Genomic DNA, 25,462 nt, shown 5'->3' with positions numbered 1-25,462 from the left:
GCGGCGCCGTCGCTCGGCGGGCGCGGCGGCGCCGCGATCACACGTCCGGTGTCAAGGGGAACCGAGATCACGGCCGCTCGTACGCCGCCGGACGGGACTGGGCCGCACGCAGCCGGGCCACGTCGAGCTTGCGGGAGCGGTCGAACCGGTAGACGCCGTTCTGCTCCTGGAATGTGTCGGTGAGCTGCGTGTAGCAGTAGCCGAACATCTCGGGGTTGTCGAGCAACGCACCCACCAGCCCGGCGAAGCGGGACTGCAGTTCCTCCTCGTTCGCCGGGCGTGCGCCGTATCCCCAGGAGACGGCGTTGTCGTCACCCCCGGCCGAGGCCGCCGCGTCCGGGTCCCACCAGATCCCGCCGAACTCGCTGCAGAAGTACGGCTGCCCGCGATACGGCAGGGACATGGCGACATCGGCGCCGAACACGTTGGTGTACGGCCGTCCGTCCGCCAGACCGGACAGCTGCTCGGCGAACAGCTCCGGATCCTGCTCGTACAGATGGGAGTCGTAGACGTCACTCTCGGCCACCCGGTGGGAGTAGCCGGACGCGTCGAGGACCGGACGCGTGGTGTCGGCCGCCTTGGTGGCCAGGAACATCGCCCGCGTCACGTCGTCGAGCGTGGTGACGCGGTCGTGGATGACCTGGTGGGTCTCGTTGAGGGGACACCATCCGACGATCGAAGGGTGGCTGTAGTCGCGCTCCACCGCCTCCAGCCACTGGGTGACGAACGAGGCGGTCGGCTGCTGGTTGTCCTCCCAGCCCGCTCCGGTCGAGGCGCCCCAGTCGCCGAACTCGCCCCACACCAGATAGCCGAGCCGGTCGGCGTGGTAGAGGAAGCGCTCCTCGAACACCTTCTGGTGCAACCGGGCGCCGTTGAACCCCGCCTCGCGGGAGAGCTCGATGTCGGCCACCAGCGCCGCTTCGCTCGGCGCCGTCATCAGGCCGTCGGGCCAGTACCCCTGGTCGAGGACGAGCCGCTGGAACACCGGCCGGCCGTTGAGGCGCAGCGCCCGCCCATCGACCGACAGCGAACGCAGGCCCGCGTAGCTGTCCACGCCGTCGACGAGGCCGCCTTCGGTGTCGAGTAGTTCCAGGCGCAGGCCGTACAGGTGCGGATCCTCAGGACACCACAGGCGTACCCGGTCGGCGGGAACCCGCAGGACCACCCGGGGCGCGAGATCGAGATCGGCGCGCACCTTCGCGCGCGCGACCTCTCCCGCCACCTGTCCGGTCGTCTCCCCCGCGACACCCTCCGCCGCCGTACCCGCGTCCTCACCCGGGTCGCCGCCGCGCGGGGCGTCGGTGAGTACGGCGCGGACCGTCCATCCGGGCCGGTTCGCGGTGAGCGGCACCTCGAGGTGGAACGCCGATCCCGCCACGTCGGGGGTGATCCGGGGGCGCCGCAGCCGGACCTCCGGCACCGCCTCCAGCCAGACGGTCTGCCAGATGCCCGTGGTCCTGGTGTAGTGCACGCCGCTGTTGGCGTAGGTCGTGGACTGCTTCCCCCGAGCCTGTACGGCATGGCGCGGGTCGCGGGCCCGGACGACGACGGTCATCTCCTCACCGGGCTCGACCACCCCGCCCAGGTCGGCGGTGAACGGCGTGAAGCCGCCGCGGTGCCGGGCCACCTCGACGCCGTTCACCCAGACGGTCGTGTCGTGATCGACGGCCTGGAAGTGCAGCAGGACCCGCCGCCCCACCCACCCGGCGGGGACGGTGACCGTCCTGCGGTACCACACGGCCTCCAGGAAGTCGGTGATGCCGACCCCCGACAGGGTCGACTCAGGAGCGAACGGCACGACGATGCGGCTGTTCAGGGCGCGGTCGCGCAACCCGCGTTCGAGACCGGAGTCGGCCTGGTCGATCTCGAACTCCCACTCGCCGTTGAGTGACATCCACTCCTCGCGGACGAACTGCGGGCGCGGATGCTCCGGGCGCGGCGTCTCCATCGGTACGGCCGGGGTGTGGGGCGACGGCATGTGATGCTCCCGGGGGAAGGAGGTCGTGATCTGCGAGCGAAGCGTATTACAACGTGGGAATCCGGCCAACCAGGACCCCACGACGCCTGCCTTGAACGGCTTCGGGGAGGATGCTGGTCGTGTTGGTCCTGGGGCGGACCGTGGAAGGGACGAAGACCGGGCCGAGGTCGGCGCGGGTGAAGACCTAGCGGCCGGTGTCGAGGTCGGCGCGGGTGGGGGCGAGCGGCCCAGGAGGCCGATCGCGGTCGCAGCAGATGGGCGAGAGGCGTGCTTACACGGCAGCGTCGGTGGCGGGGACGCCGTCGGCGCGGAGCTTCTTCACGACGACCTGACCGGCGAGGACGGGGAACACACCGTGACCTCGACGTGGAGACACCTCTCGCCGGGGATCACGAGAGGCGCTCGATCGTCACGGGAATCAGCCCCTGGTAACGCGTGATCGTCATCAGCTCCCGCAGCAGAGCCCCGACGGCGTCGCCCGGCGGATCGCCCAGACAGGCGGTCAGGTCGATGCTCGAGGCCACGCCCGCGCCGATCCGGCGAAGATCCCAGGTGAACACATCTCCGGCCACGCGCCGACGAGCTGTGCCGAGCACGCGAGCCTGCGGGCCGGCGACGTGGTCGGCGAGCGTCATCCCCCAGACCTGCCGCAGGTGGGCCACCTGGTCCTCGCGCGGCGCGTCGGCGAACAGGATCCGGTAGACGCGCTTCTCGTGGAATCCCTCGGGGACCTCGGGAGGAGCGAACCGCAGCGGGGGCGAGCCGGGCAAGGCCGCGTGGTCATGGAAGCGGGTACGCAACGTCGCCTCATCAGGCAGCGCACCTGCCCCCAGCCGTCGGTAGGCCGTCTCCGCGTCACCCCTTCGGACCGGGACGACCCGGACGCGGAGCCTCGGATCCGCGCGGATCGCGCGACTGAAGGCCGCCGAACTCCACCAGTCACCGTCCGCCGCCGTCCACACGGCGTTGGCCAGGCCGGTCGCCGTGTGATCGTCCGCGAGCATGAACTCCTCGACGGCGATTCCGGACGGCTGTGCCGACGGGTCGCCGTCCCACGCCTCAGGGAAGATCAAGTAGTAGTCCAACGCCGGGTGTGCCATGTGTCCGGCGACCGGCGTCGCCTCCTCGACCCGGCGCGTCTCTCCGTTCAAATGCGGTGTCCTCTCATTCCGTGCCGTATCGCGGCAGGGTGCTCTCCCGGACGACGAGCCGGTGCGGGACGACATACGTGACGGGCGGCGAGGTGTCGCCGTCGATCCGCCGCAGCAGCGCCTCCACGGCCAAGCGCGCCAGCTCCTTCTTGTCCGGGGCGACGGTCGTCAGCGCGGGATGGGAGAAGGCGCCCTCCGGGGTGTCGTCCCAGCCGAGGACGGCGACATCCTCGGGAACGCGGATCCCCGCGCGGCGCAGCGCGCGCATGGCGCCGATCGCGAGCAGGTCGTTGGCGCAGACCAGCGCGTCGAGCCCGAGTGCATTCCGACCGGGCGCATCGCGACTAGGAACGTCGAGCACGGGTGGATCCTGGCCGGATACGTGCTGATCTGTCGTGTTCCGGCGGGGGAGCCGCGCCAGGAACTCGGCCACCCGGGCGTCGCCCTCCTCTCGGGAGTACGCGGCCGCCGGGAGGATCAGCGCGCGATCCAGTGGGAGCCCAGCCGTGGCAAGCGCCTGCTCGTACCCCTGGAGCCGCAGGTCACCGGTGCCGCGCGGCCGCCAGGACTGGTGCCCGAGGAAACCGATCCGCTCGCGTCCGGTCTCCAGCAGGTGCCGCGTCGCCTCCGCGGCCGAGGCGACGTTGTCGATCGCCACGTGGTCCAGGCCGGACTCTTCGGAAGTGACGTGCTCCCCGATCAGCACGATGGGCGTGCGGTCCCTGCGTGCGGCGAGTTGCGGGCCGGTCATCTCCAGCGGGCTGAAGATGATGCCGTCGATGACCCTGACCCGGAAACCTTCGGCGACCACACCCTCACGATCGGCCTCACCGTGCGTCTCGTCGATGAGCACCGTGTACCCCGACCGTGCCGCGCCTTCGATCATGACATGCGCCAGCTCGCTGAAGTACGGGTTGCCGATCGCGGGCACGGCCAGGGCGAGCAGGTTGGCGCGACCCATGCGCAGCTGCCTGCCGGCGACGCTGGGCCGGTAGTTGAGCTCCTCGATCGCGGCGAGCACCCGTGCCCTGGTCTCCGGGCGGACGTTGGCCCGCTCGTGCAGCACGTTGGACACCGTCTTCCACGAGACGCCCGCGCGCTGCGCGACGTCCTGAATCCGGGCGGGCCTCATCCTCGCGCCTCCCCAACCGCGTGCTCCGGGGCGACAGCCTAGTGCCGCCCCCGCGCCGCGCGACGCCCCGACGGACGAGCGATCGGGTGGCCGACCGCGTGGCCGACCGCGTGGCCCTCCCCCGGGGGCGTCATCCGGTAGGCGGCCGACCGGCTCGGGCGGCCGTCCATCTGGAGGTCGTCCACTGGGCGGCCGTTCAAGAGGCGGCTGACCGCCGGAGGGCGATCAGGAGCCCTCCGGCGGGAGCCCACCCTCCCGCTGGTCCTCGCCGGCTCTGGCGGAGGCGGGGGCACCGCCCGGTCCGAGCAGGTGGGCGACGACGTCGGCGGCGGTGTACCCCTCCGGCAGGTCGCCGAGGAAATCAAGGTCCTGACCGAGGGTGAGCAGCGGCGGCTCCTGGTACCCGTCCGGCCGGTGCTGCCCGAGACCGATGGCGGCGACCAGGCCGTTGCACAGACACCTGCGGCCTTCCGTCTCCTCGAGACGTCCTCCCTTGCGCAGGTACGCGTCGACCGGCTCGGCCGGGCACCGGAAGCCGACACCGCCGTCCGGCTTGACGTACGGCGTGCGCAGATGGCCGAGGTCGCACAGCCTGGGGCGGCGCTCGTGCACCTCCGGGGCGGCCAGGGTGTCGGGCAGGCCGGCCACCTTGAAGGGGAACCCGGCCGGTGAGGCGTGCGGGTCGTTGCGCACCCGCAGCGTGCCATCCTTGGCCTGCTCAAGGAGCCTCCGCCGCAGCTTGTCGTCCAGGCCGGACTCGCGGCACAACGCGAAGGCCGTACCCACCTGGACGCCCGCGGCGCCGGCCTCCAGTGCCCGCGCCAGCCCGTCCCGGCTCGCGTAACCTCCGGCCAGCCAGAACGGCAGGCCGAGCGCGGCGACCTTGGCGAGATTGACCTCGTCGCGCGGCCCGTACACCGGCTGGTCGGTCTCGTCCAGCCGCATCCGGCCGCGCGGCGGCGCGCTGTGCCCGCCCGCCACCGGCGCCTCCACCACGAACCCGTCCGGCCGGGTCTCGGGCGTACGCGCGAGATAGCCGGCGAGCACGTCGGAGGAGACGATGGCCAGCAGCCGGGGCCTGACCAGCGGCTCGGGGGTGCGCCCGAGCAGCGCGACCGGGTCGATGCCGACGGCGTGCCGTTCCCCGCCTTCCGCCCCCGCGACCGTGACCGTGACCTCGGCCGGCAGGTGCGCGGCGAGCCGGTCGAGCAGCCGCGGGATCTGGGACGGAATGCCCGCCCCCATGAGCACGAAGTCGACTCCCGCGAGCATCGCCCCGTAGGCCGCCGCCGGCGTCGCCATCTGGATCTTCTCCAGGTAGTTGATGCCGACCGTGCCGCCGTCCCGCTTCGCGAGGAACACCTCGGCGAAGTTGGCGACCACGGCCAGTTCGTCCCGTGCCCGGTTCGGGCGCAGGCCGAGCCGCGGCACCGGCCGGTGCGGCGCGCCGGGCTCGATCCCGTCGCGCACGTAGTACCTGGCCAGGATCCGCTCGCTGATCGCGGGCACGGGGAACTCGGCCAGTGCCCCGCGCAGGTGCCCTCCCGGGTCACCCTGCTGGAGCCGCCTGGCCAGCGTGACGTCCAGCGCCACCCCCGAGACCACGCCGAGCTGTCCGGTCCGGGCGACGGACCGCGCCAGCCGCCACCCGGACACACCTACTCCCATCCCTCCCTGGATGAGCGCGGGAAGCCCGCCCTCGGCCGTGGCCGCCGCGGACCGTACCGGGCCGGGGACCGGCTGCTCGGCGATCGTCAAGGGGAAAACCTCCTGCTCGGCGGACATCGGGCTCTCGCGTCCCGGTGACGCCAGGTACTCCGGTGGATGGCGTGACGAGTCAACCGGTTCGCGGTGATCTCCCTGTAGTGACCAAAGTCCCGAGCGCGGGGGTCCCCAGTCACACAAATCCCTACAAAACGAACAAACTTCCGGTCAAAGAACGGCCGATCGTCCCCCCGAACAGGGCCGAAGGTCCCACGTGACCGCGTCGGCGGGCATGTCAGCATGGGATCGCGCCGGGCGCGGCGGGCGCGGCGGGCACCGCCCGGATCGGGCACGCGGTCGCGCGCCCCTCAGGCAGGAAGGCAGCCCCCATGACCTCGGCCGAGGTGTCGACCGGTTCCGAACGGCCGCACGGACCCTCAGGATCACCCGCGCAGCCGCGACCATCAGCACCCGCGGCATCAGCACCTGCGGGATCGGCATCGCCGGGACCGGCACCCGCCGGACCACAGGAACCGCCGGGAACGCCCGCGAGGCCCGGCCGCCGGGCGAGCCGCCTGCTGAAGGCCAACGCGGTCGTGGTGGCCTGGCTGGGGCTGACCGTCCTCGCGGCCCTGGCCGGGGACGCGCTGCCCGCTCCCCGCTGGCTGCTGGTCCACCTCTTCCTGCTCGGCGCCGCGACCAGCGCGATCCTGATCTGGAGCGAGCACTTCACGGTCACCCTGCTGCACGCGCGCCCCCCGGACCCGCGCTGGAGCGCGGCCCGCCTCGGGACCGCGAACGCCGGTACCGCCGCCGTGCTGGCGGGCGCCGCGCTGGGCCCCTGGTGTGCGGCGGCGTCGGGAGCGGCCGTGATCGTCGCGGTGGTCGTCTGGCACACCGCCGTCCTGGTCAGGATGCGTCGCCGGGCGCTGCCCGGCCCGTTCGCCCACGTCGTCCCCTGGTACGTCGCCGCGGGCGCCGCGCTGGCGGCGGGCGGCCTGCTGGGCGGCCTCCTGATCTCCCGGGTCGTGCCCGGAGGCGCGCACGAGCGGCTGCACGCGGCGCACGCCGCGGTGAACGTGCTCGGCTGGATCGGCCTGGCCGTGCTCGGGACGCTGTTCACGCTCTGGCCGACGGTCCTGCGCACGAAGGTGTCCGCCCTGACCCGCCAGGCGTCCCGTACGGCACTGCGGCTCGCGGTGCCCGGCCTGGCCGTCGCCGTACTCGGGCTGCTCCTCGGATGGCGCCAGGTCGCGGCGGCGGGTATGGCGCTCTACGCCGCCGCGGCGGCGGTGGCGCTGGCTCCGCTGGTGGAGACGCTGCGGCGGCGCCGCCCGACGACACCGGCCGGCTGGACCCTCGCGGCCGGGGTTGTCTGGTTCGAGGTCGCGCTCGTCGCGGATCTCGTCATGGTGGCGGTGCGCCCGGCGGCCCAGGCCGGCCGCGCGCTGGAGACGCTCCTGCCGCTGGTGCTCGCCGGTTTCGTCGCGCAGACGCTTCTCGGCTCCCTCGGCCACCTCCTGCCCGCCATCGCGGGCGGCGGCCCCGCCCGCCTGAAGCGGAACGCGGCGCTGCTCGAACGCGGCTGGCGGGTCCGGCTCGCCGCGGCCAACCTGGCCGTCCCCCTGGTGGTCCTCCCGGTGCCCGGCCCGCTGCGGTTGCTGGGCTGGGCGCTGCTCATCGGCTCGGTCACGGCCTTCGTGGTCCTGGCCCTCGCGGTCGTGCTCGGGCCCGTCCTGGCGGGCCGCCCGGCGGTGCCGGGGATCGCGGGGGTGCTCCTGGGCTGCGTCCTGACCGCCGCGGCGGTCGTCGTCGCGGTCCAGGACGTCCCGGGCACCACAGCGCCGGGTACTACAGCGCCGGGTACTACAGCGTCGGCGGCCACCAGCGTGTCGGGTGCCGTGTCGGGCGCGGCCCGTACGGTCGAGGTGACCCTGTCGGGCATGCGCATCCGGCCGGGCACGATCGAGGCTCCGCCGGGCACCCGCCTGACCCTGCGCGTCACGAACCGGGACGGCCAGCGCCACGACCTGCGGTTGTCCACGGGGCAGAGCACACCGATGCTCGATCCCGGCCGGAGCGCCACCATCGTGCTCGACATGCCCGCGACGGCGGTGGACGGCTGGTGCACCGTCGTGGGGCACCGCGTGGCCGGGATGTCCATGCGCGTCCTGCCCACCGCGTCCACCGCATCCGCCGCGTCCGCTGGGTCCGCGGGAACGGCGAGCACCGCGCAGGCGGCCCACGACCAGCAGATGAGCGGCCACGACATGAACGCGAGCACGGGCCGCCTGGACCTGACCGCGCCGATGTCGGCGGGGTGGAAACCGTACGACGCGACCCTCGAGCCCGCCCCTGGAGGAACGGACCACCAGGTCGAGATCCGCGCCACGGAGGCCGAGCTGGAGGTGGCGCCCGGCGTGCGGCAACGGGTGTGGACGTTCAACGGGACGGTTCCCGGTCCGATGCTCCGCGGCCGTGTGGGCGACGTCTTCACCGTCACCTTCGTCAACGACGCCGCGATGGGCCACGGCCTCGACTTCCACGCCGGCGCTCTGGCCCCCGACCGGCCGATGCGCACGATCCAGCCGGGAGAGCGGCTGACCTACCGGTTCCGCGCCGACTTCGCCGGAGCCTGGCTGTACCACTGCTCCACGATGCCCATGTCGCAGCACATCGCCAACGGCATGTACGGTGCGGTGATCGTCGATCCGCCGGACCTTCCCCGCGTCGACCGGGAGTACGTCCTGGTGCAGGGCGAGCTCTACCTCGGGGAACCGGGCGGCCAGGCCCAGGTCGACAAGATCGTCCAGGGGCGTCCCGACGGCTGGATGTTCAACGGCACCGCCGCCGGTTACGACCACGCCCCTCTGGAGGCGAAGGCCGGTGAGCGGGTGCGGATCTGGGCCGTGGCCGCCGGGCCGAGCGACGGCACCTCGCTCCACGTCGTGGGCGCGCCGTACGACACCGTCTACAAGGAGGGCGCCTACATGCTGAAGAAGGGCGGACCCGGCGGAGCCCAGGCGCTCGACCTGGCCCCGGCACAGGGCGGCTTCGTGGAGCTGAGATTCCCCGAGCCGGGCACCTATCCGATCGTCGACCACGACATGCGCCACGCCGAGGCGGGCGCACACGGAGTGTTCCGTGTGAGCGCGCCATGACCTGGTGGTCGGTGGTCCGCTTCCTGCATGTCCTGTCGGCGGCCCTGTGGGTCGGCGGCCAGCTCACCGTGTCGCTCGTCGTGCTGCCGCTGGCCCGCCGCCTGCTGGACGCCGAACGGCGCGCCACGGTGCTGAACGCCGTCGGCCGCCGCTTCGGCATGTTCACCGGCGCGGTGTTCCTGCCGGTCCAGATCGGCACCGGCGTAGCCATCGCCTGGCACAAGGGCGTGACCTGGGCCTCACTCGCCGAACCCGGCTACGGCCGCATTCTCGCGGCAAAGCTCGCGCTGTTCTGCGCGGTCATGGCGGCGGCCGCCGTGCACGGCTGGGCCTCCCCCAAGGGGCTGCCCGGCCTGGCCCGCACCATGGCGGTGGCCGCCCTGGTCGGCTCGGTCGGCATCATCGTGCTCGCCGCCGCACTGCCGGCGACCTGACCTGCCGTCCTGACCAGACGACCGGACACACCGGATCCCACCCCCGATAACGACCATCCGCGCACCTGAGGCCGCCGTCGGCCCCGCACCTCCGTCCTGACCTGCCACCCGACGTCGCCACTTGCCGGGCCATCTGCCGCGCCGCGTGGTCCGCGATACCAAAGATCATCGGGACCTTACGCAGCCACGACCGGGACCAAAGTCCCTGATGCTCTCCCATAACGGGCCACAAAACTTGCATTCAGGATGCGATTTTGGGAACTGGGGCGAGAATGACCACCGTCACTCCTCTGATAACACACACGGCCATGGCGGGCCGTACCCGCGCGCTTGTCCTCGCGACGGCGGCCTTCGCGGTGAACTTCTGGGCCTGGGCGCTACTCAGCCCCCTCGGGCCGACGTACAAGGACCTGCTCGCCCTGACCCCGTTCGAGGTGTCGATGCTGGTGGCGGTCCCGGTCATCGTCGGATCGCTCGGCAGGATCGTGCTCGGCGGGCTCACCGACCGCTTCGGCGGCCGTTCGGTGTTCGGCGTCGCCGGCCTGGTCGGCATCGTGCCCGTGCTCTTCCTCGCCTTCGCCGGCAGCTACCCCTCGCTGCTGGTGGGCGGCTTCCTCCTGGGACTGACCGGCGCCACCTTCGCGATCGGCGTGCCGTACGTCAACGCCTGGTACCCGCCGGCGCGGCGCGGTCTCGCCCTCGGCGTCTTCGGGATGGGCAACATCGGCACCGCGATCTCCGGCTTCGTCACCCCCTGGCTGGCCCGCGACTTCGGCGCACGCACGCCGTTCTTCGTCGTCGCCGCCGCGCTCGTCGTCGTCGGGCTGGCCTTCCTGACCGTCGGCCGCGACGCCCCGGGCGTCACCCCGTCCACCGAGCCGTTCCTCACCCGCTTCATCCGCGCCGCGCGGCTGCGGATCACCGGTGAGCTCGCCGCGATGTACGCGCTGACCTTCGGCGGGTTCGTTGCCTTCGGCGTCTACCTGCCGCTCTATCTCAAGGACGCCTACGGGCTGACCACCGCCGACGCGGCGGCCCGCTCGGCCGGCTTCGTCGTGCTGGCCACGCTCGCCCGTCCGGTGGGCGGCTGGCTGGCCGACCGGATCGGCGGGCGACCGGTGCTGAGCGGTGCGCTCGCGACCGTCGTCGTGTGCGCGGTCATCGTGGCCTTCGGCCCCCCGATGCCGCTGGCGACCGCCGGCTTCCTGATCATGGCGGCGGCGCTCGGCCTCGGCAACGGCGCCGTGTTCGCTCTGCTCGGCCGGGCCGTACCGGCGACCATGGTGGGCTCGGCGACCGGCGTGGTGGGCGCGGCCGGAGGACTCGGCGGGTTCCTGCCGCCCATCGTGATGGGCCTGATCTTCCAGGCGACCGGCACGTACGCCATCGGCCTGATGCTGCTGGCCGTGGTGGCGGCGGCCGCGTTCGTCTACTGCTGGTTCGTGCTCCGCGTGGCCGACCAACCCTGACCCGCACCGCCCCCGACACATCGATCGACGACTCGAACGAAGAGGAGCACACACATGGCGGGCATGGACGGGCCCATCGACGACGCCCTGCTGAAGCTGGGCCGGCACCTGCACAGGGGTGAGCCGTCCGGCGACCGGAGGACCCTGTACCAGGTCGGCGGGCGCCGGGGCGACGCCTTCTACCGCGACCGGTGGAGCCACGACAAGGTCGTCCGCTCCACCCACGGCGTGAACTGCACCGGATCCTGCTCCTGGAAGGTGTACGTCAAGGACGGCGTCATCACCTGGGAGGCGCAGCAGACCGACTATCCCAGCGCCGGCGCCGACCGGCCCGGGTACGAGCCGCGCGGCTGCCCCAGAGGCGCCGCCTTCTCCTGGTACACCTACTCCCCCACCCGGGTCAGGTTCCCGTACGCCAGGGGCGTGCTGGTGGAGATGTACCGCGAGGCGAAGGCCCGGCTGGGCGACCCCGTCGAGGCGTGGGCCGAGATCGTCTCCGACCCCGGCAAGCGGCGCCGCTACCAGTCCGTCCGCGGCAGGGGCGGCCTGGTCCGCGTCACCTGGGACGAGGCGACCGAGATGATCGCCGCCGCGCACGTACACACGATCAAGACGTACGGCCCGGACCGGGTGGCGGGCTTCTCGCCCATCCCCGCGATGTCGATGGCCTCGCACGCCGTCGGCGCCCGGTTCGTGTCCCTGATCGGCGGGTCGATGCTGTCGTTCTACGACTGGTACGCCGATCTGCCCGTCGCCTCGCCCCAGGTGTTCGGCGACCAGACCGACGTCCCCGAGTCGGCGGATTGGTGGGATGCCGCCTACCTGATGCTGTGGGGCTCCAACGTGCCCGTCACCCGCACCCCGGACGCCCACTACATGGCCGAGGCCCGCTACCGGGGGCAGAAGGTCGTCGTCCTGTCCCCTGACTACAGCGACGCGGCCAAGTTCGCCGACGAGTGGCTCGCGCCCCGGCCCGGCACCGACGGCGCCCTCGCCATGGCCATGGGCCACGTCATCCTCAACGAGTTCTTCGTCGAGCGGGAGACGCCGTACTTCACCGGCTACGCCAAGCGCTTCACCGACCTGCCCTTCCTCGTACGGCTGCGCGAGCACGACGGCGCGTACCTGCCGGACAAGTTCCTCACCGCCGCCGACCTCGGCGAGGAGGGCCAGGAGGCCGCGTTCAAGACCGTGCTGCTCGACGAGCGGACCGGGGAGCCGGTGATCCCGGGCGGCTCGCTCGGCTTCCGCTACGCGCCGGAGGGTGAAGGCCGCTGGAACCTCGACCTCGGCGACACCGACCCCGCCCTCACCCTGATCGGCACGGGTGGCGCTCATGGCGCTCATGGCGTCGATGGCACGGACGGCGTCGGCGGCGAGTCCGTCGTCGTGGCGCTGCCCCGGTTCGACCAGCCCTCCGGCGGTCCGTCCGGCGACTGGGCGGGCGGCGGCGCGCTGCTCAGGGGCGTCCCCGTCCGGCGGGTGGGCGGCCACCTCGTGACCACCGTCTTCGACCTGCTCCTCGCCCAGTACGGCGTCGCCCGCCCGGGCCTCCCCGGCGACTGGCCGTACGGGTACGACGACCCCGCCGTGCCGTACACGCCGGCCTGGCAGGAGGAGATCACCTCGGTGCCGGCAACCAGGGCGGCCAGGATCGCCCGGGAGTTCGCCGCCAACGCCGAGGAGTCCCACGGCCGATCAATGATCATCATGGGGGCGGGGACCAACCACTGGTTCCATTCCGACACCATGTACCGCTGCTTCCTGGCGCTCCTGACGATCACCGGCTGCCAGGGAGTCAACGGTGGCGGCTGGGCCCACTACGTCGGCCAGGAGAAGTGCCGGCCGATCACCGGCTGGGCCCAGCTCGCCTTCGGGCTGGACTGGGCCCGCCCGCCCCGGCAGATGATCGGCACCGCCTACTGGTACCTGCACACCGACCAGTGGCGCTACGACACCTACACGACCGACGTGGTCGCCTCGCCCCTCGGGAGCGGCACGTTCGCGGGGAAGGCGACCGCGGACCTGCTGGCCCAGTCGGCCCGCCTGGGCTGGATGCCGTCCTATCCCACTTTCGACCGCAACCCCCTCGACCTCGCCGACGAGGCCGCGGCGGCCGGCCAGGAGGCCGGGCCGTACATCGTGGAGCGGATCCGGTCGGGCGACCTCGGCTTCGCCTGCGAGGACCCCGACGCGCCGGAGAACTGGCCGCGCGTCCTGACCGTGTGGCGGGCCAACCTGCTCGGCTCCTCCGCCAAGGGCAACGAGTACTTCCTGCGCCACCTGCTCGGCGCCGACTCCTCGCTCCGCGCCACCGAGGCCGAACCCGGCCGGCGCCCCCGCGACGTCGTCTGGCGGGAGACCCACGACGAGACCCGCGACGGGGCCCTCGCGGAGACCGGAGCGGAGACCGGCGAGCAGGCGGGCGGGCCGCGCGGCAAGCTCGACCTGCTGCTGTCGCTCGATTTCCGGATGACCTCCACCACGCTGTTCAGCGACATCGTGCTCCCCGCCGCGACCTGGTACGAGAAGCACGACCTGTCCTCCACCGACATGCACCCGTTCGTGCACGCCTTCACCCCGGCCATCGACCCGCCGTGGCAGACCCGCACCGACTTCGCCGCCTTCCACGCCATCGCCGAGGCGTTCAGCGCCCTGGCCGAGCGGCATCTCGGCGTCCGCCGCGACATCGTCGCGGTGCCGCTGCTGCACGACACGCCCGACGAGCTCGCCACCCCGCACGGCCGGGTACGCGACTGGCGCGAGACCGGTGAGACCCCCGTGCCCGGCCGCACCTTCCCCAAGATCGTCACCGTCGAGCGGGACTACGGCGCGATCGCCGCCAAGATGGCCGCCCTCGGCCCCCTGGTCGACCGGCTCGGCGCCACCACCAAGGGACTCACCTTCGACGTGGAGAGCGAGATCGACCGGCTCCGCCGGGAGAACGGCACCATGAGGTCGGGCATCGCCGCCGGCCGCCCCTCGCTGGCGACCGACATCGCCATGTGCGAGACGATCCTCGCGCTGTCCGGGACCACCAACGGCCATCTGGCGGCGCAGGGCTACGCCACGCTGGCCCGCCGTACCGGCACCTCGTTCGACGGGCTCGCCGACGAACACCGGCGCATCACCTTCGCCGACACCCAGGCCCGCCCGGTGCCCGTGATCACCTCGCCCGAGTGGTCGGGCAGCGAGACCGGCGGACGGCGCTACTCGGCGTTCACCACCAACGTCGAGCACGCCAAACCCTGGCACACGCTCACGGGACGGCAGCACTTCTACCTCGACCACGACTGGATCCAGGAGGCGGGCGAGGCCCTGCCGGTCTACCGGCCGCCGCTGAACATGACCGCGATGTTCGGCGAGCCGGAGTCGGTGTCCGACGGCGTCGTCGTGCGCTACCTGACCCCGCACTCGAAGTGGTCCATCCACTCCGAGTACCAGGACAACCTGCTGATGCTGACGCTCTCGCGCGGCGGCCCCACCATCTGGATGAGCCCGGCCGACGCCGCCAAGGCCGGCGTCGGCGACAACGACTGGGTGGAGGCGGTCAACCGCAACGGCGTGGTCGTGGCGCGGGCGGTCGTCTCCCACCGCATGCCGCAGGGCACCGTGTACATGTACCACGCGCAGGAGCGGGTCGTGGACGTGCCCAAGAGCGAGACGACCGGCAAACGCGGCGGCATCCACAACTCCCTGACCCGGCTGCTCGTCAAACCGACCCACCTGATCGGCGGCTACGCCCAGCTCTCGTTCGCCTTCAACTACCTCGGCCCGACCGGGAACCAGCGCGACGAGGTCACGGTGATCCGGCGCCGCGCCCAGGAGGTCGACTACTGATGCGCGAACGAGGAACGGTGAGCCCGCGATGAGGCCCGAGCGACACGACGGCAACGGATACGAAGGACAGGTGGACGAGCGATGACCAGGGTCATGGCCCAGCTCGCCATGGTGATGAACCTCGACAAGTGCATCGGCTGCCACACCTGCTCGGTCACCTGCAAACAGGCGTGGACCAACAGGTCCGGCACCGAGTACGTCTGGTTCAACAACGTCGAGACCCGCCCCGGCCAGGGCTACCCCCGCACCTACCAGGACCAGGAGAAGTGGCAAGGCGGCTGGGAGCTGAACGGGCGCGGCCGGCTCCGGCTGAAGGCCGGCGGACGGCTGCGCAAGCTGCTCAGCATCTTCGCCAACCCGGTCATGCCGTCGATCCAGGACTACTACGAACCCTGGACCTACGACTACGACCGGCTCTTCTCCGCGCCCGTCCAGGACAGCACGCCCGTCGCACGGCCCCGATCCCTCATCAGCGGCGCCCCGACGAAGATCACCTGGAGCGCGAACTGGGACGACAACCTGGCCGGCGCCCCCGAACTCGCCCCCGCCGACCCGATCCTGAGAAGGATGTCCGACCAGGTCAAGCTGGAGTTCGAGCGGGCGTTCATGTTCTATCTGCCGCGCATCTGCGAGCACTGCCTGAACCCCTCGTGCGTGGCCTCCTGCCCGTCCGGGGCGATGTACAAGCGGAGCGAGGACGGCATCGTCCTGGTGGACCAGGACCGCTGCCGGGGCTGGCGCATGTGCGTGACGGGCTGCCCGTACAAGAAGGTCTACTTCAACCACAAGACCGGGAAGGCCGAGAAGTGCACCTTCTGCTATCCCCGCGTCGAGGTGGGCATCCCGACCGTCTGCTCGGAGACCTGCGTCGGCCGCCTGCGCTACATCGGCCTGATCCTCTACGACGCCGACCGGGTGATCGACGCCGCGACCGTCCCTGACGAGAAGGACCTGTTCGAGGCGCAGAAGGGCGTCCTCCTCGACCCGCACGACCCGGAGGTGATCGCGGCGGCACGCCGGGACGGCATCCCCGAGGACTGGCTGGAGGCCGCCCGCCGCTCCCCCATCCACAAGCTGATCTTCGAGTACGGCCTGGCGCTGCCGCTGCATCCGGAGTTCCGCACGATGCCGATGGTCTGGTACATCCCGCCGCTGTCGCCAGTGGTCGACGCCCTGGCCGGCACCGGCCACGACGGCGAGGAGGCCGGGAACCTCTTCGGCGCGATCGACTCGCTGCGCATCCCCGTCGAGTACCTCGCCGAGCTGTTCACCGCGGGCGACCCCGAGCCCGTACGGGACGTGCTGCGGCGACTGGCCGCGATGCGCTCCTACATGCGCCGCGTCAACCTCGGCCGCGCCCCCAGGGAGTCCATCGCCGCCGCCGTCGGGATGACCGGCGAGCAGATCGAGCAGATGCACCGCCTGCTCGCCATCGCCCCCTACGACGAGCGGTACGTCATCCCCAAGGCCCACGCCGAGCAAGGGGCCCAACTGGAGGAACTCGCCACCGGCTGCAGCCTCGACTACGACGGCGGCCCCGGCATGAGCGGCCCGTTCGGCGAGGCGTCAGGGCAACCACGACCGGTCGCGGTGGAGACCTTCCACGCGCTCAAGGAACGACAGGAGAGCGGCGCGCTCGTCGACCCCGCCGACCGGGAAGGACGGGTCAACCTCCTCAACTGGGACGGCAAGGGGCTGCCCACCGGGCTGTTCCCGCGAAAGAAGGAGGACAGGTGATCCGCCGACACGCCCCCGCGCCTGAAGACGTCCGGGAAGCCCACCCCGGCGACGGCACCTATCAGGATGCCGGACAGCCCGACTTGCGCACCGTCCACCTGGTCGCCTCGGTGCTGCTGGACTATCCCGACGAGCGGCTGCATGAGGCCCGGCCTGTGCTGGCACGAGCCGTGTCCCGGCTGCCCACCGGGGACGCCGCACGCCACCTGACCGCCTTCCTCGACCACCTCGACGCCACCCCGCTGCCCGAGCTGGCCGAACACTACGTGGCGATCTTCGACCTCAAGCGCCGCTGCTGCCCGTACCTCACCTACTACACCTACGGCGACACCCGCCGCCGCGGCATGGCGTTGCTGCGGTTCAAGCACGCCTACCGCGCCGCCGGGTTCGAACCGGCCGCCGGAGAACTGCCCGACCACCTGGCCGTGGTGTGCGAGCTGTCCGGGCGCGGCGCGACCCGCGAGGCCGGCCGGCTGCTGCACGAGCACCGGGCCGGCATCGAGGTTCTCCACCATGCGCTCACCGCCGAGGGCTCGCCGTACGCGCACGTGGTCGCCGCTGTGCTGGCCACATTGCCGCCGCTCGGCGTGCGCGAGCGCGCGGCCGCGCTGCGACTGGCCGCACAGGGCCCGCCCGCCGAGGAAGTCGGCCTCGAACCCTTCGCCGTCACGGGAGACCACCGTTGAACGCTCTGGACCTGATCCTCTGGGGGATCGCCCCCTACCTGGCCCTCACGGTCTTCGTGCTCGGCCACGTCTGGCGCTACCGCTACGACAAGTTCGGCTGGACCACCCGCTCCTCCCAGCTGTACGAGTCGCGGCTGCTGCGCGTGGGCAGCCCGCTGTTCCATTTCGGCATCCTGATGGTGCTGCTCGGGCACGTCGGGGGCCTGCTGGTGCCCAAGAGCTGGACCGAGGCGGTGGGCGTGTCGGAGGAGACGTACCACATCACCGCCGTGGTGCTCGGCACCGTCGCGGGCGTGTGCACCGTGGGCGGCCTGGCGATCCTGATCTACCGCCGCCGCACCGTCGGACCGGTCTTCATGGCGACCACCCGCAACGACAAGCTCATGTACGCGATGCTGGCCCTGACCCTCGTGCTCGGCCTGTCGGCCACGGTCGCCGCCAACATCCTCGGCGGCGGCTACGACTACCGGACCACGATCTCGCCCTGGTTCCGGTCGATCTTCGCCTTCCAGCCGGAGATGTCGCTGATGGCCGCGGCGCCGCTGCTCTTCCAGTTGCACGCCCTCTCGGCGCTCGCGCTGTTCGCGATCTGGCCGTTCACCCGCCTGGTGCACATGCTCACCGCGCCGATCGGCTACCTGACCCGGCCGTACGTGGTGTACCGCAGCCGCGACCTCGGTGGTGAGCGCGGCACCCGGCCTACCCGGCGCGGCTGGGAGCCGGCCGGTCCGCCGCCTCGCTGAGTGAGCCCCTCGATCAGACCATCGATCAAGCCTCGCTGAGCAGACCTCCGAGCGAGCCCCGCAGAGCAGATCCGCTTCGTACGCCTTACTGAGCGGGCCCGCCGCCCCCGGACCGTACCTCCAACTGGAGGACACGCCCTCTGCGCCTAGCTAGAGGCCGAACACGACGAGCCCGGGGGATGATGCCGGTGTATTGATCCGTATCGAGGGGTCCGACCTGCCAGGGCGGGAATGCGGGCAGCGTCGCTCATGGTCCACACCGTAAGCGAATCGAGACTTCAGCCAAAGGATTCAGGATAACCGCAGGTCAGAGGCGACTTCGTTGGAAATTTCTTCATTGCTGCCGGGACCCTTCTTGTGGCCGACGAACTGACCCACCAGACGTTCAGCGAGATGCTGCACCCCCGATCAAGATCAAATAGCTCTGAGCGCGTGCAGCCCACGCGCAGCCGTACGCGCGGACACGCACTCGCCCGTCAGATACGACGAAGAGCCCGCCTCTCCCCATGGAACGCCATGGAACGCCTCCCTTGGAACGGCATGGAACGCCTCCCTATTGAGAGACGCCTAGGAGAAGGGAACAGCAGCACATGCCACTCAGAAGAATCATGATCGGGGTAGTCCTGGCCATCGTGGCGCTGGCCGGTGCCACCGCCCCGGCCTCGGCCGCCGTCCAGTCCATCGCCGGCGTCCAGGAGACCCAGGAGTTCCAGGGGGACGGGGTCGGTTCCAACCGGGCCGCAGCGATCACGATGGCCCGGTCCGACGCCAACGCGCAGGCCGTCGCCGCAGGGTTCCGCACCACCCGATGCCAGACGGTCAGCTCGAACGTCTTCCCCGACGGGCTGGGCTTCTACCTGGCCACGGTCACCATCTCGTGTAGCCGCTGAGCGCAATCGAGTAGGGGACGGGGTCGACCCGTCCCCTCTCACACCACCGGACATACGGGCCCGCATCCGGCGGCTCGTCAGGCCGCAATTTTGCGCCTGTGCCAGGTCGGATAAGACCCTTCAGGCCAAGGCCGGTCCAGTGGATATCGGGCAAGGCCCACTGGAGGACCGATGAGCCCGCGATACGCCAGTAGCCCTTGCCGCTCGATGCCCACTCCCTGGCCTTGTGGTCAGGAATGCCGAGCTTGTTCAAGTTACGGCGCCTGGTCTTGGGCTTCTTCCGTTCCTTCCAGCGGATCTGCCGCATCCGGCGGCGAAACCACTCATCCAGATCCTTGAACACCCTGGGGTGTCGGCCAGGTGGAAGTAGGCCATCCACCCGGTGACGTAGGCGTTGAGCCTGCCGATCCCGCAGGGCATCGACACGCTCCACCTGCGGCTGGACGACTCCCGGATGCGGTCCTTCAGACGGCTGACCGCCTTCGGATCCACCCGGATTTTGACCCCCGACACGCGGTGTCTCGTCGTGAACGTGACTGTGCGGCGCTGAAATCCATTCGCGATCGGCTACCGCCTGAGGCGCGAATGATGGGTGCTGATCCGGCGTAGGCCTTCAGCGCACGGGCGTCGGCGAAGCGGGTGCGGTCGTCGCCGAGTTCGGCGAGCACGCGGGCGCCGGTCTCGCGGTCGGCACCGGACGTCTCAGCGTCGCTCAACTCATCGGCCCTCTCCTCGGCGCCAGCGGCGTTTTCCACGGAATGAGCCGCACGCCGGAATCGCATGATCCTGCGTCGCGCCAGGGACTGGGCTGAAGACCACGTCAATCCATGCGGGCTCAAGCATCGGGTGGGGAACGAGAGATGTCATCAGGCGGCCGGCTCGACGGTGGTGAAGTCGATTTCCTTGAGCTCGGGATTGAACGCCGCCGGCGTCGAGATCGACCCTCACCAGCGGCGCCACACGCCACCGAACTCAACGCCGGGGTGTCCATCGAGCCTCGGCCACGCCTCCACCGAGACGACGCAGCTCTACGCCCTGCTGGACGACAAGGTCGCCGACAGCGAGATCCGCGCCGCACGCCGACACCGGAACCAGGCAACGAGCTGAGGAAGCTTCACAAACCAAGAGCGACCTCACTCGCTGCAATCAAGATCCTTGTCAGCGCCAACGGCTGTCCACCGGCTCCACACCCCCGGAGATCACCGGGCTCCCCGGCCGCCGGGTGATCAGGGGGTGCGTGACTAGGGTTGAACGCCATGACCTCGCTCGCCACCTCCCAGCGCTCGCTCGGCGACCCCGCGATCCGCTATCCGCTGTGGCCACCGCTCACCACCGGCTGCCCGTCGACCAGCACGCCCGATCTGGCCTACCCCCTCCAGGTCGACTACGACTACGCCGCCGTGGACACTGCGCTGTTCACGCAGGAGCCCGGCCCCGACCTGGCCCGGTGGTCACCCCTGCTGCCGCCGCTGCACGCGCCCACGCTGGGCGAGGGTGGCACGCCGCTGCTGGAGGTGGACGGCGTGTACGTCAAGGACGAGTCCCGCAACCCGACCTGGAGCCACAAGGACCGGCTGAACCGGGTCACGGTCAGCGCGGCGCTCGCGGTCGGCGCGCCCGGTGTGGTCGTCGCCTCCTCCGGCAACCACGGTGCCTCGGCCGCCGCCTACGCCGCGCGGGCGGGGCTGCCCGCGATCGTCCTGGCCTCCGCCGAGTCGCCGCCCGCCGTGCAGTCGTCTACGGCGCGCGGGTGCTCACCGTTCCCGTCCAGGCCAGATGGCCGCTGATGCGCCAGATCGTCGAACGGCTCGGCTACCACCCGCTCAGCAACGTGACCGTCACCCACACCGGCCATCCCTTCGGCGCCGAGGGCTACAAGACCATCGCCTACGAGCTCTTCCTGCAGTTGGGCCGGGTGCCGGCCGCGCTGTTCGTCCCCACCGGCTACGCCGAGCTGCTGTTCGGCGTCTGGAAGGGCTTCACCGAGCTGCGGCTGCTCGGACTGGCGGACTCGGCGCCCCGCATGTACGCGTGCGAGCCGGCCGCGGGCGGACCGCACGGCCACGCGCTCGCGGCCGGAGTTCCGGCCGCGGTCGTGGAGACGGGCCCGACCCGCGCGTACGGCATCGCCTGCGAGGCGGGGGGACATCGCGGTGTGCTCGCCGTACGGGAGAGCGGCGGTGAGGCGGTGCCGGTCACCGACGAGGAGCTGCGCTCGGCCCAGCGGGCACTGGGCCGGGCGGGCCTGTGGTACGAGCTGTCGAGCGCGGCCGGTCTGGCCGCCCACCACAAGCTCGGCGCGTCCTTCGACGGACCGGTCGTATGCGTCGCCACCTCCAGCGGCTTCAAGGACCTCGGCGTCGGCGGGGAGCCCGTGGAGATCATCGACGGTTCATGGGAGAGCGCGGAGCCCCTCCTCCGGCTGCGATCAGGTCCATACGGAGGAACTCGGTGATGCGCAGCAGCTTCGGTGGGCGTGCGACCGCATCGGAGAGTGCCTGGAACGCCTCGTCTTCCCCGACGAGGCGTGGGGCGGCGAGTTCTACCTCCTTCCCGTCGACCCGGAGCCGCGCCCCGTCGGCTGCCAGGACGTTCTGCACCCAGTCCGAGCGTGATCCATACACCAGAACGAACAGGTAGCCGCCGTCGACAGGATGCGCATCGAGCGGCGTGCGGTACGTCGCGCCAGAAACGCGACCGACGTGAATCAGCACCGGCCACCTCCCGCCCGCGATCGCGCGAGGGTTGAACACCCGTTTGTTCACGTGCCCCCACCACCTCGGCATCGGCATCGGGATCTCCTTCTCCCGCCCCGGCGGGGCGCGTCGCAGGTCAGACGTTCACCGCGCCCCAGCTGATGCCGACCCGGGTGGGCTTACACCAGTAAGGCGGCTTACGTGTGTAAGGTTGGCTTACGATTGTAAGGTTGTCAATCGCCATGGAGCCGTCGTGTCACCACCACCACAACCGCTCAGCAGAGGTCTCGTGCTGGAAGCCGCGATCCGGGTCGCGGATCGCGGCGGCGTACAGGCGATCACGATGCGACGGGTGGCGCAGGAACTGGGCGTCGAGGCGATGTCGCTCTACCACCACGTACCGAACAAGGACGCGATCCTCGACGGCGTGGTCGACATGGTGTTCGCGGCGATCGAGCTACCCAGTGCCGAGAGCGATGATTGGCGCGACGCGATCCGCGCGCGCGCTTCCTCCGCGCGTGCGGTCCTATCGCAGCACAGCTGGGCCCTCGGCCTCATGGACTCCCGTCGCGACCCGGGGCCGGCGACGCTACGCCACCACGACGCCGTCCTCGGTGTCCTCCGGGAGGCGGGGTTCACGCTGCCGATGGCCGCGCACGCCGTCTCGCTCATCGACAGCTACATCGGCGGGTTCGTCCTCCAGGAGGCGAACCTGCCGGTGACGACGCCGGACGATGTCGAGGAAGTGGCCGGCGGCATCCTCGAGCACCTGCCGGCGAACGAGTTGCCGTACCTCACCGAGATGATCGTCGACCACGCCCTGCGACCGGGCTACGACCACACGAGCGAGTTCAGCTACGGCCTGGACCTGATTCTGGATGCGCTCGAAGCTCGCCGGAGGTAGAGACCCCGGCACCGCCACGTGAGACTCACCTTGCCCCTCCCCTCAAAAAGGCGCGCAGCGGGGACCGGCGGGCTCGTCCCGCTGGCCTTCGGGGCGAGCCAGGGTCAGCGGGCGGCGCTCCCCGACTCCGGTTCCGGTTCCGGTTCCGCGTGCAGGTTGTCGAGCATGCGGCGCAACATCCCGGCGAGCTGCCGTACCTCCTCCTCCGAGAACCCCGACAGGAGCTGGACGCTGACCCGCCCGAAGACGGGCGCGAGCCTCGGCACGAGCGCCCGCCCCTCCTCCGTCACCTCCACGACGATCGAGCGGCGGTCGTCCGCGTGCCGCCGCCGCCGGATCAGGCCCTTGGCCTCCAGCCTGTCGAGCAGCCTGGTCATCCCGGCGGTGTCGGTGCCCAGGTGCGGCGCGAGCCGGTTGGGGCTGGTCTCCCCGCGCGCCGCCTGCAGCAGGAGCGCCGCCTGCTGGGACGTGACGCCGTAGGGGGTGAGCAGGCCCTCCACCGCCGTACGCAGGTCACGCCCGACCTGGTTGATGAGCGAGCCGCCGCCGAGCACGAGCCCGACGGGAACGCCTCCGGATGATCGATCGTCCATGCGGGAAAGAATAGCTGTTCAGCCATTTACTGTCGCGACAGCTAAATGCTACGGTGCCCAGTGCCTGCGGAAAGGACCACTTCATGCACGTTGTGATCATCGGCGGAGGAGTCGGCGGACTCTGCCTCGCCCAAGGACTCAAGCGATCCGGCGTGAGCGTCGCCGTGTACGAACGCGACGCCTCACCGCACATCCGCGACCAGGGATGGCGCATCTCGCTGAAGGAGGCCGGCAGCGGCGCCCTGCGCGACTGCCTCCCGGCCGCACTGTTCGACCTCTGCGTGGCCACCGCCATCCGGCCGGCCACCCGGATGGCGTTCACGGACCACCGGCTCACCCCGAAGTTCGCCAAACCCATCCCGCCCCAGCCGGGCGACGTCTTCTTCGGCGTCAACCGGCTGACCCTGCGGGAGATCCTGCTCACCGGCCTGGACGACGTCCGGCACTTCGACAGGACCTTCGTCAGCTACGACCACACCGGAGACGGCCGGGTCCGCGCGCACTTCGCGGACGGGACCACCGCCATCGCGGACCTGCTCGTCGGGGCGGACGGGACCGGCTCGGCGGTCCGCCACTCACTCGTCCCCGGCGCCGTGATCGACGGCATCGGCGGATTCGTCTACGGAAGGACCCCCATCACACCGGACCTGCTGGACACGGTCCCCGAGGTCCTGGTCGACAGCTTCAACCGGGTCACGGCACCCGGCGGCGCCGCCATGTCGGTGGCGACCTGCCGCGCCCGCCTCTCCCCCTCGACCGCGGCCGCCGCGCACGCCCCGCAGGCCCGGCTCACCGACATCCCGGACTACTTCGCCTGGACGGTCTCGGGCGGCGAGGGATGGCCCCCCGCAGGCGGCGGCTCCCCTCACGACCGCTCCCATCACGGCGGCTCCCGTGGCGGGGACTTCCGCGACATGGACGCGTCCGCACTGCACCGTCTCGCACTGGACACGATCGGCGGCTTCCACCCCTCGGCCCGCCGGATCGTCGAGCACGCCGACGTCCCCGCCACGTTCCCGGTGCGCCTGCGCTCCGCCCGCCCCGTGCCCCGCTGGGAGACGACGAACGTGACGCTGCTCGGCGACGCGATCCACACCATGTCCCCCGGCCGGGGCGAGGGCGCGAACGTCGCGCTACGGGACGCGGCGCTGCTGCGCCGCGCGATCACCGAGGCCGCCGCGGGCGCCCCACTGGACGAGACGATCAGAGGCTACGAGACCGAGATGCTGCGCTACGGCTTCGCCGCCGTCGAGGCGTCCCTGACCCAGCCCTTCGCACCGCCGCGCCGCACCTTCACTCCGCCCGTCTCATAGCCGCTCCGGAAATAGCTGCTCCGGAACGCGCCGCACCGCGTGCCGTACGCGGTGGAGCGGGCAGGAGTGCCGCCGAAATATGCGATGGGTTGGCGCAGAGATCATCGCGAGCCGCAGGACAGGCCCTCGATAAGAAGGGGCGCCTGCCCGACTGAACCGACACTCAACACAAAGGGAGCGACTGGCACCCCGCCGACGCCCACCCCGATAGCTGTAGAACGTTCCGAGCCACGCCACTATGACGGCCCGGACGCGGACCTCGACCGGACGAACACCTCGACGCCGTCCAGCACCCGGGCCAGACCGAACGCGAAGGCGTGCTCGGGATCGAAGGCCGCGTTGTGCGCCTCGCCCGCCGCCGCTCCCACCCGCGCCGCGGTCGGATAGCGCCCGGGATCGAGGACCTTGCTCAGGAACGGGGCGTGCGCCCACCACCACTGCTCGTCGGTCATGCCGGTGAGCCGCTCGACCTGCTCCGCCTCCACCGCACCCCGGACCGCCCCGTTGACGAACCCCGTCAGGAGCGTGACCACCGCGTCCATCTCGGTGTCGTCGAGACCGATGCCGTCCACCGCGCGCAGCGTGTAGTCGTAGACGGCCGTCACATTCGGCCCGAGCGGCGGGCGGCTGGTCCCGACCTGCAGCATCCACGGGTGCCGGTGATAGAGCACCCGGTAGTCACGCGCGATGAGCTCCAGCCTCGCCCGCCAGCTCCCCGCCACGTCCGCGGGCAGGTCCTCGGGCCTGGGCAACTCGCCGTACACGGTGTCGAGCATGACGTCGACCAGCTCGGCCTTGCCCGGCACGTAGGTGTAGAGCGACATCGTGCCGACCCCGAGCCGCTCGGCGACCTTCCGCATGGAAAGCGCGGCCAGTCCCTCGGCGTCGGCCACCTCGATCGCCGCCCGCACGATGCGATCCACGCTCAGGTCCGGCTTGCCCTTGCGGCTGGACCGCTCCCCTGTCCGCCACAGAAGCGCCAGGCTGCGGGCCGGATCTCCCCTGCTGGTGTACTCCGTCGTCATGGTCAG

At 71.3% G+C, this 25,462-nt stretch carries 19 protein-coding genes and 2 pseudogenes; 12 read left to right on the top strand and 9 right to left on the bottom strand.

Annotation, left to right across the window (positions count from 1 at the left end; all coding sequences use genetic code 11):
* Positions 1-67 precede the first annotated feature (67 nt).
* From AB0I59_RS15000 to AB0I59_RS14985, 4 genes are all read right to left on the bottom strand, one after another.
* Positions 68-1,978 carry a glycoside hydrolase family 2 protein gene (locus AB0I59_RS15000; protein ID WP_358133015.1) on the bottom strand — a complete coding sequence of 637 codons (1,911 nt, stop codon included), beginning with the start codon at positions 1,976-1,978 and terminating at the stop codon, positions 68-70.
* A gap of 389 nt (positions 1,979-2,367) precedes the next feature.
* Positions 2,368-3,129 (bottom strand): hypothetical protein, encoded by a 762-nt coding sequence (locus tag AB0I59_RS14995; protein WP_358133013.1) that lies wholly within the window; start codon positions 3,127-3,129, stop codon positions 2,368-2,370.
* Positions 3,130-3,142: 13 nt separating this feature from the next.
* Complete coding sequence (locus AB0I59_RS14990; RefSeq protein WP_358133011.1) at positions 3,143-4,261, bottom strand: LacI family DNA-binding transcriptional regulator; 1,119 nt, start codon at positions 4,259-4,261, stop codon at positions 3,143-3,145.
* Positions 4,262-4,486: 225 nt separating this feature from the next.
* Positions 4,487-6,019, bottom strand: a complete 1,533-nt coding sequence (locus AB0I59_RS14985; RefSeq protein ID WP_358133008.1) for a nitronate monooxygenase — start codon at positions 6,017-6,019, stop codon at positions 4,487-4,489.
* A 542-nt stretch (positions 6,020-6,561) separates the two neighbouring features.
* Here AB0I59_RS14985 and AB0I59_RS14980 point away from each other — a divergent pair.
* The 8 genes from AB0I59_RS14980 to AB0I59_RS14945 all read left to right on the top strand — a co-directional run bounded on the left by AB0I59_RS14980 (position 6,562) and on the right by AB0I59_RS14945 (position 18,925).
* Positions 6,562-9,126: a multicopper oxidase domain-containing protein gene (locus AB0I59_RS14980; RefSeq protein ID WP_358133005.1), complete on the top strand. Its 2,565-nt coding sequence runs from the start codon at positions 6,562-6,564 to the stop codon at positions 9,124-9,126.
* The gene (locus AB0I59_RS14975) at positions 9,123-9,560 is read left to right on the top strand and encodes a hypothetical protein (RefSeq protein ID WP_358133002.1); all 438 of its coding nucleotides are present in this window, start codon (positions 9,123-9,125) and stop codon (positions 9,558-9,560) included. Before AB0I59_RS14980 ends, AB0I59_RS14975 begins: the two co-directional genes overlap by 4 nt.
* 308 nt (positions 9,561-9,868) lie before the next feature.
* Complete coding sequence (locus AB0I59_RS14970) at positions 9,869-11,029, top strand: MFS transporter (RefSeq protein ID WP_358133000.1); 1,161 nt, start codon at positions 9,869-9,871, stop codon at positions 11,027-11,029.
* A 54-nt stretch (positions 11,030-11,083) separates the two neighbouring features.
* Positions 11,084-14,869: a nitrate reductase subunit alpha gene (locus AB0I59_RS14965; RefSeq protein WP_358132997.1), complete on the top strand. Its 3,786-nt coding sequence runs from the start codon at positions 11,084-11,086 to the stop codon at positions 14,867-14,869.
* A gap of 81 nt (positions 14,870-14,950) precedes the next feature.
* Positions 14,951-16,606, top strand: a complete 1,656-nt coding sequence (narH, locus tag AB0I59_RS14960) for a nitrate reductase subunit beta (protein ID WP_358132995.1) — start codon at positions 14,951-14,953, stop codon at positions 16,604-16,606.
* Positions 16,603-17,292: a nitrate reductase molybdenum cofactor assembly chaperone gene (narJ, locus tag AB0I59_RS14955; protein WP_358132992.1), complete on the top strand. Its 690-nt coding sequence runs from the start codon at positions 16,603-16,605 to the stop codon at positions 17,290-17,292. The genes narH and narJ overlap by 4 nt, the downstream gene beginning before the upstream one ends.
* On the top strand, positions 17,289-18,035 hold the full coding sequence (gene narI, locus AB0I59_RS14950; protein ID WP_358132989.1) for a respiratory nitrate reductase subunit gamma: 747 nt from the start codon (positions 17,289-17,291) through the stop codon (positions 18,033-18,035). The genes narJ and narI overlap by 4 nt, the downstream gene beginning before the upstream one ends.
* A gap of 608 nt (positions 18,036-18,643) precedes the next feature.
* Complete coding sequence (locus tag AB0I59_RS14945; protein ID WP_358132986.1) at positions 18,644-18,925, top strand: hypothetical protein; 282 nt, start codon at positions 18,644-18,646, stop codon at positions 18,923-18,925.
* A gap of 249 nt (positions 18,926-19,174) precedes the next feature.
* On the opposite strand, the gene AB0I59_RS14940 is transcribed toward AB0I59_RS14945, so the two are convergent.
* Both AB0I59_RS14940 and AB0I59_RS14935 read right to left on the bottom strand, forming a co-directional pair.
* Positions 19,175-19,417: a group II intron maturase-specific domain-containing protein gene (locus AB0I59_RS14940; RefSeq protein WP_358132983.1), complete on the bottom strand. Its 243-nt coding sequence runs from the start codon at positions 19,415-19,417 to the stop codon at positions 19,175-19,177.
* A pseudogene (locus AB0I59_RS14935) lies at positions 19,390-19,662 on the bottom strand (transposase); the annotation flags it as partial. The gene AB0I59_RS14940 and the pseudogene AB0I59_RS14935, both read right to left, overlap by 28 nt.
* 43 nt (positions 19,663-19,705) lie before the next feature.
* Here AB0I59_RS14935 and AB0I59_RS14930 point away from each other — a divergent pair.
* A complete protein-coding gene (locus AB0I59_RS14930; RefSeq protein ID WP_358132978.1) occupies positions 19,706-20,032 on the top strand; it encodes a hypothetical protein in 327 nt (108 codons plus the stop codon).
* Positions 20,033-20,181: 149 nt separating this feature from the next.
* Positions 20,182-21,380, top strand: a pseudogene (locus AB0I59_RS42085) (threonine synthase).
* On the opposite strand, the gene AB0I59_RS14915 reads toward AB0I59_RS42085, so the two are convergent.
* Positions 21,307-21,690, bottom strand: a complete 384-nt coding sequence (locus AB0I59_RS14915; RefSeq protein WP_358132969.1) for a nitroreductase family deazaflavin-dependent oxidoreductase — start codon at positions 21,688-21,690, stop codon at positions 21,307-21,309. The pseudogene AB0I59_RS42085 and the gene AB0I59_RS14915 overlap by 74 nt on opposite strands.
* Before the next feature lie 220 nt (positions 21,691-21,910).
* Here AB0I59_RS14915 and AB0I59_RS14910 point away from each other — a divergent pair, with 220 nt between their 5' ends.
* A complete protein-coding gene (locus AB0I59_RS14910; protein WP_082777269.1) occupies positions 21,911-22,525 on the top strand; it encodes a TetR/AcrR family transcriptional regulator in 615 nt (204 codons plus the stop codon).
* A 104-nt stretch (positions 22,526-22,629) separates the two neighbouring features.
* On the opposite strand, the gene AB0I59_RS14905 is transcribed toward AB0I59_RS14910, so the two are convergent.
* Positions 22,630-23,118, bottom strand: coding sequence for a MarR family winged helix-turn-helix transcriptional regulator (locus AB0I59_RS14905; RefSeq protein WP_061258570.1), 489 nt, complete (start codon positions 23,116-23,118; stop codon positions 22,630-22,632).
* A gap of 83 nt (positions 23,119-23,201) precedes the next feature.
* Between AB0I59_RS14905 and AB0I59_RS14900 the strand changes: the two genes are divergently transcribed.
* Entirely contained in the window at positions 23,202-24,431 is a 1,230-nt protein-coding gene (locus tag AB0I59_RS14900; RefSeq protein WP_358132965.1) for an FAD-dependent oxidoreductase, read from the top strand.
* A gap of 236 nt (positions 24,432-24,667) precedes the next feature.
* On the opposite strand, the gene AB0I59_RS14895 is transcribed toward AB0I59_RS14900, so the two are convergent.
* Positions 24,668-25,456, bottom strand: a complete 789-nt coding sequence (locus AB0I59_RS14895; RefSeq protein WP_358132962.1) for a TetR/AcrR family transcriptional regulator — start codon at positions 25,454-25,456, stop codon at positions 24,668-24,670.
* Positions 25,457-25,462: the final 6 nt, after the last annotated feature.

Origin of the sequence: Microtetraspora glauca, from assembly GCF_040656155.1 — a bacterium.
Classification (GTDB): domain Bacteria; phylum Actinomycetota; class Actinomycetes; order Streptosporangiales; family Streptosporangiaceae; genus Microtetraspora; species Microtetraspora glauca.
The sequence above is the reverse complement of the archived record's forward strand: the minus strand, read 5'-3'. Positions and strand labels throughout refer to the sequence as shown.

What these genes read in the sequence shown, in the direction of transcription:
- AB0I59_RS15000 (WP_358133015.1), bottom strand. Translation starts at nt 1,978, where the DNA reads ATGCCGTCGCCCCACACCCCGGCCGTACCGATGGAGACGCCGCGCCCG.
- AB0I59_RS14990 (WP_358133011.1), bottom strand. Translation starts at nt 4,261, where the DNA reads ATGAGGCCCGCCCGGATTCAGGACGTCGCGCAGCGCGCGGGCGTCTCG.
- AB0I59_RS14975 (WP_358133002.1), top strand. Translation starts at nt 9,123, where the DNA reads ATGACCTGGTGGTCGGTGGTCCGCTTCCTGCATGTCCTGTCGGCGGCC.
- AB0I59_RS14970 (WP_358133000.1), top strand. Translation starts at nt 9,869, where the DNA reads ATGGCGGGCCGTACCCGCGCGCTTGTCCTCGCGACGGCGGCCTTCGCG.
- AB0I59_RS14965 (WP_358132997.1), top strand. Translation starts at nt 11,084, where the DNA reads ATGGCGGGCATGGACGGGCCCATCGACGACGCCCTGCTGAAGCTGGGC.
- narH (WP_358132995.1), top strand. Translation starts at nt 14,951, where the DNA reads ATGACCAGGGTCATGGCCCAGCTCGCCATGGTGATGAACCTCGACAAG.
- AB0I59_RS14945 (WP_358132986.1), top strand. Translation starts at nt 18,644, where the DNA reads ATGATCGGGGTAGTCCTGGCCATCGTGGCGCTGGCCGGTGCCACCGCC.
- AB0I59_RS14930 (WP_358132978.1), top strand. Translation starts at nt 19,706, where the DNA reads ATGATCCTGCGTCGCGCCAGGGACTGGGCTGAAGACCACGTCAATCCA.
- AB0I59_RS14905 (WP_061258570.1), bottom strand. Translation starts at nt 23,118, where the DNA reads ATGGACGATCGATCATCCGGAGGCGTTCCCGTCGGGCTCGTGCTCGGC.
- AB0I59_RS14900 (WP_358132965.1), top strand. Translation starts at nt 23,202, where the DNA reads ATGCACGTTGTGATCATCGGCGGAGGAGTCGGCGGACTCTGCCTCGCC.
- AB0I59_RS14895 (WP_358132962.1), bottom strand. Translation starts at nt 25,456, where the DNA reads ATGACGACGGAGTACACCAGCAGGGGAGATCCGGCCCGCAGCCTGGCG.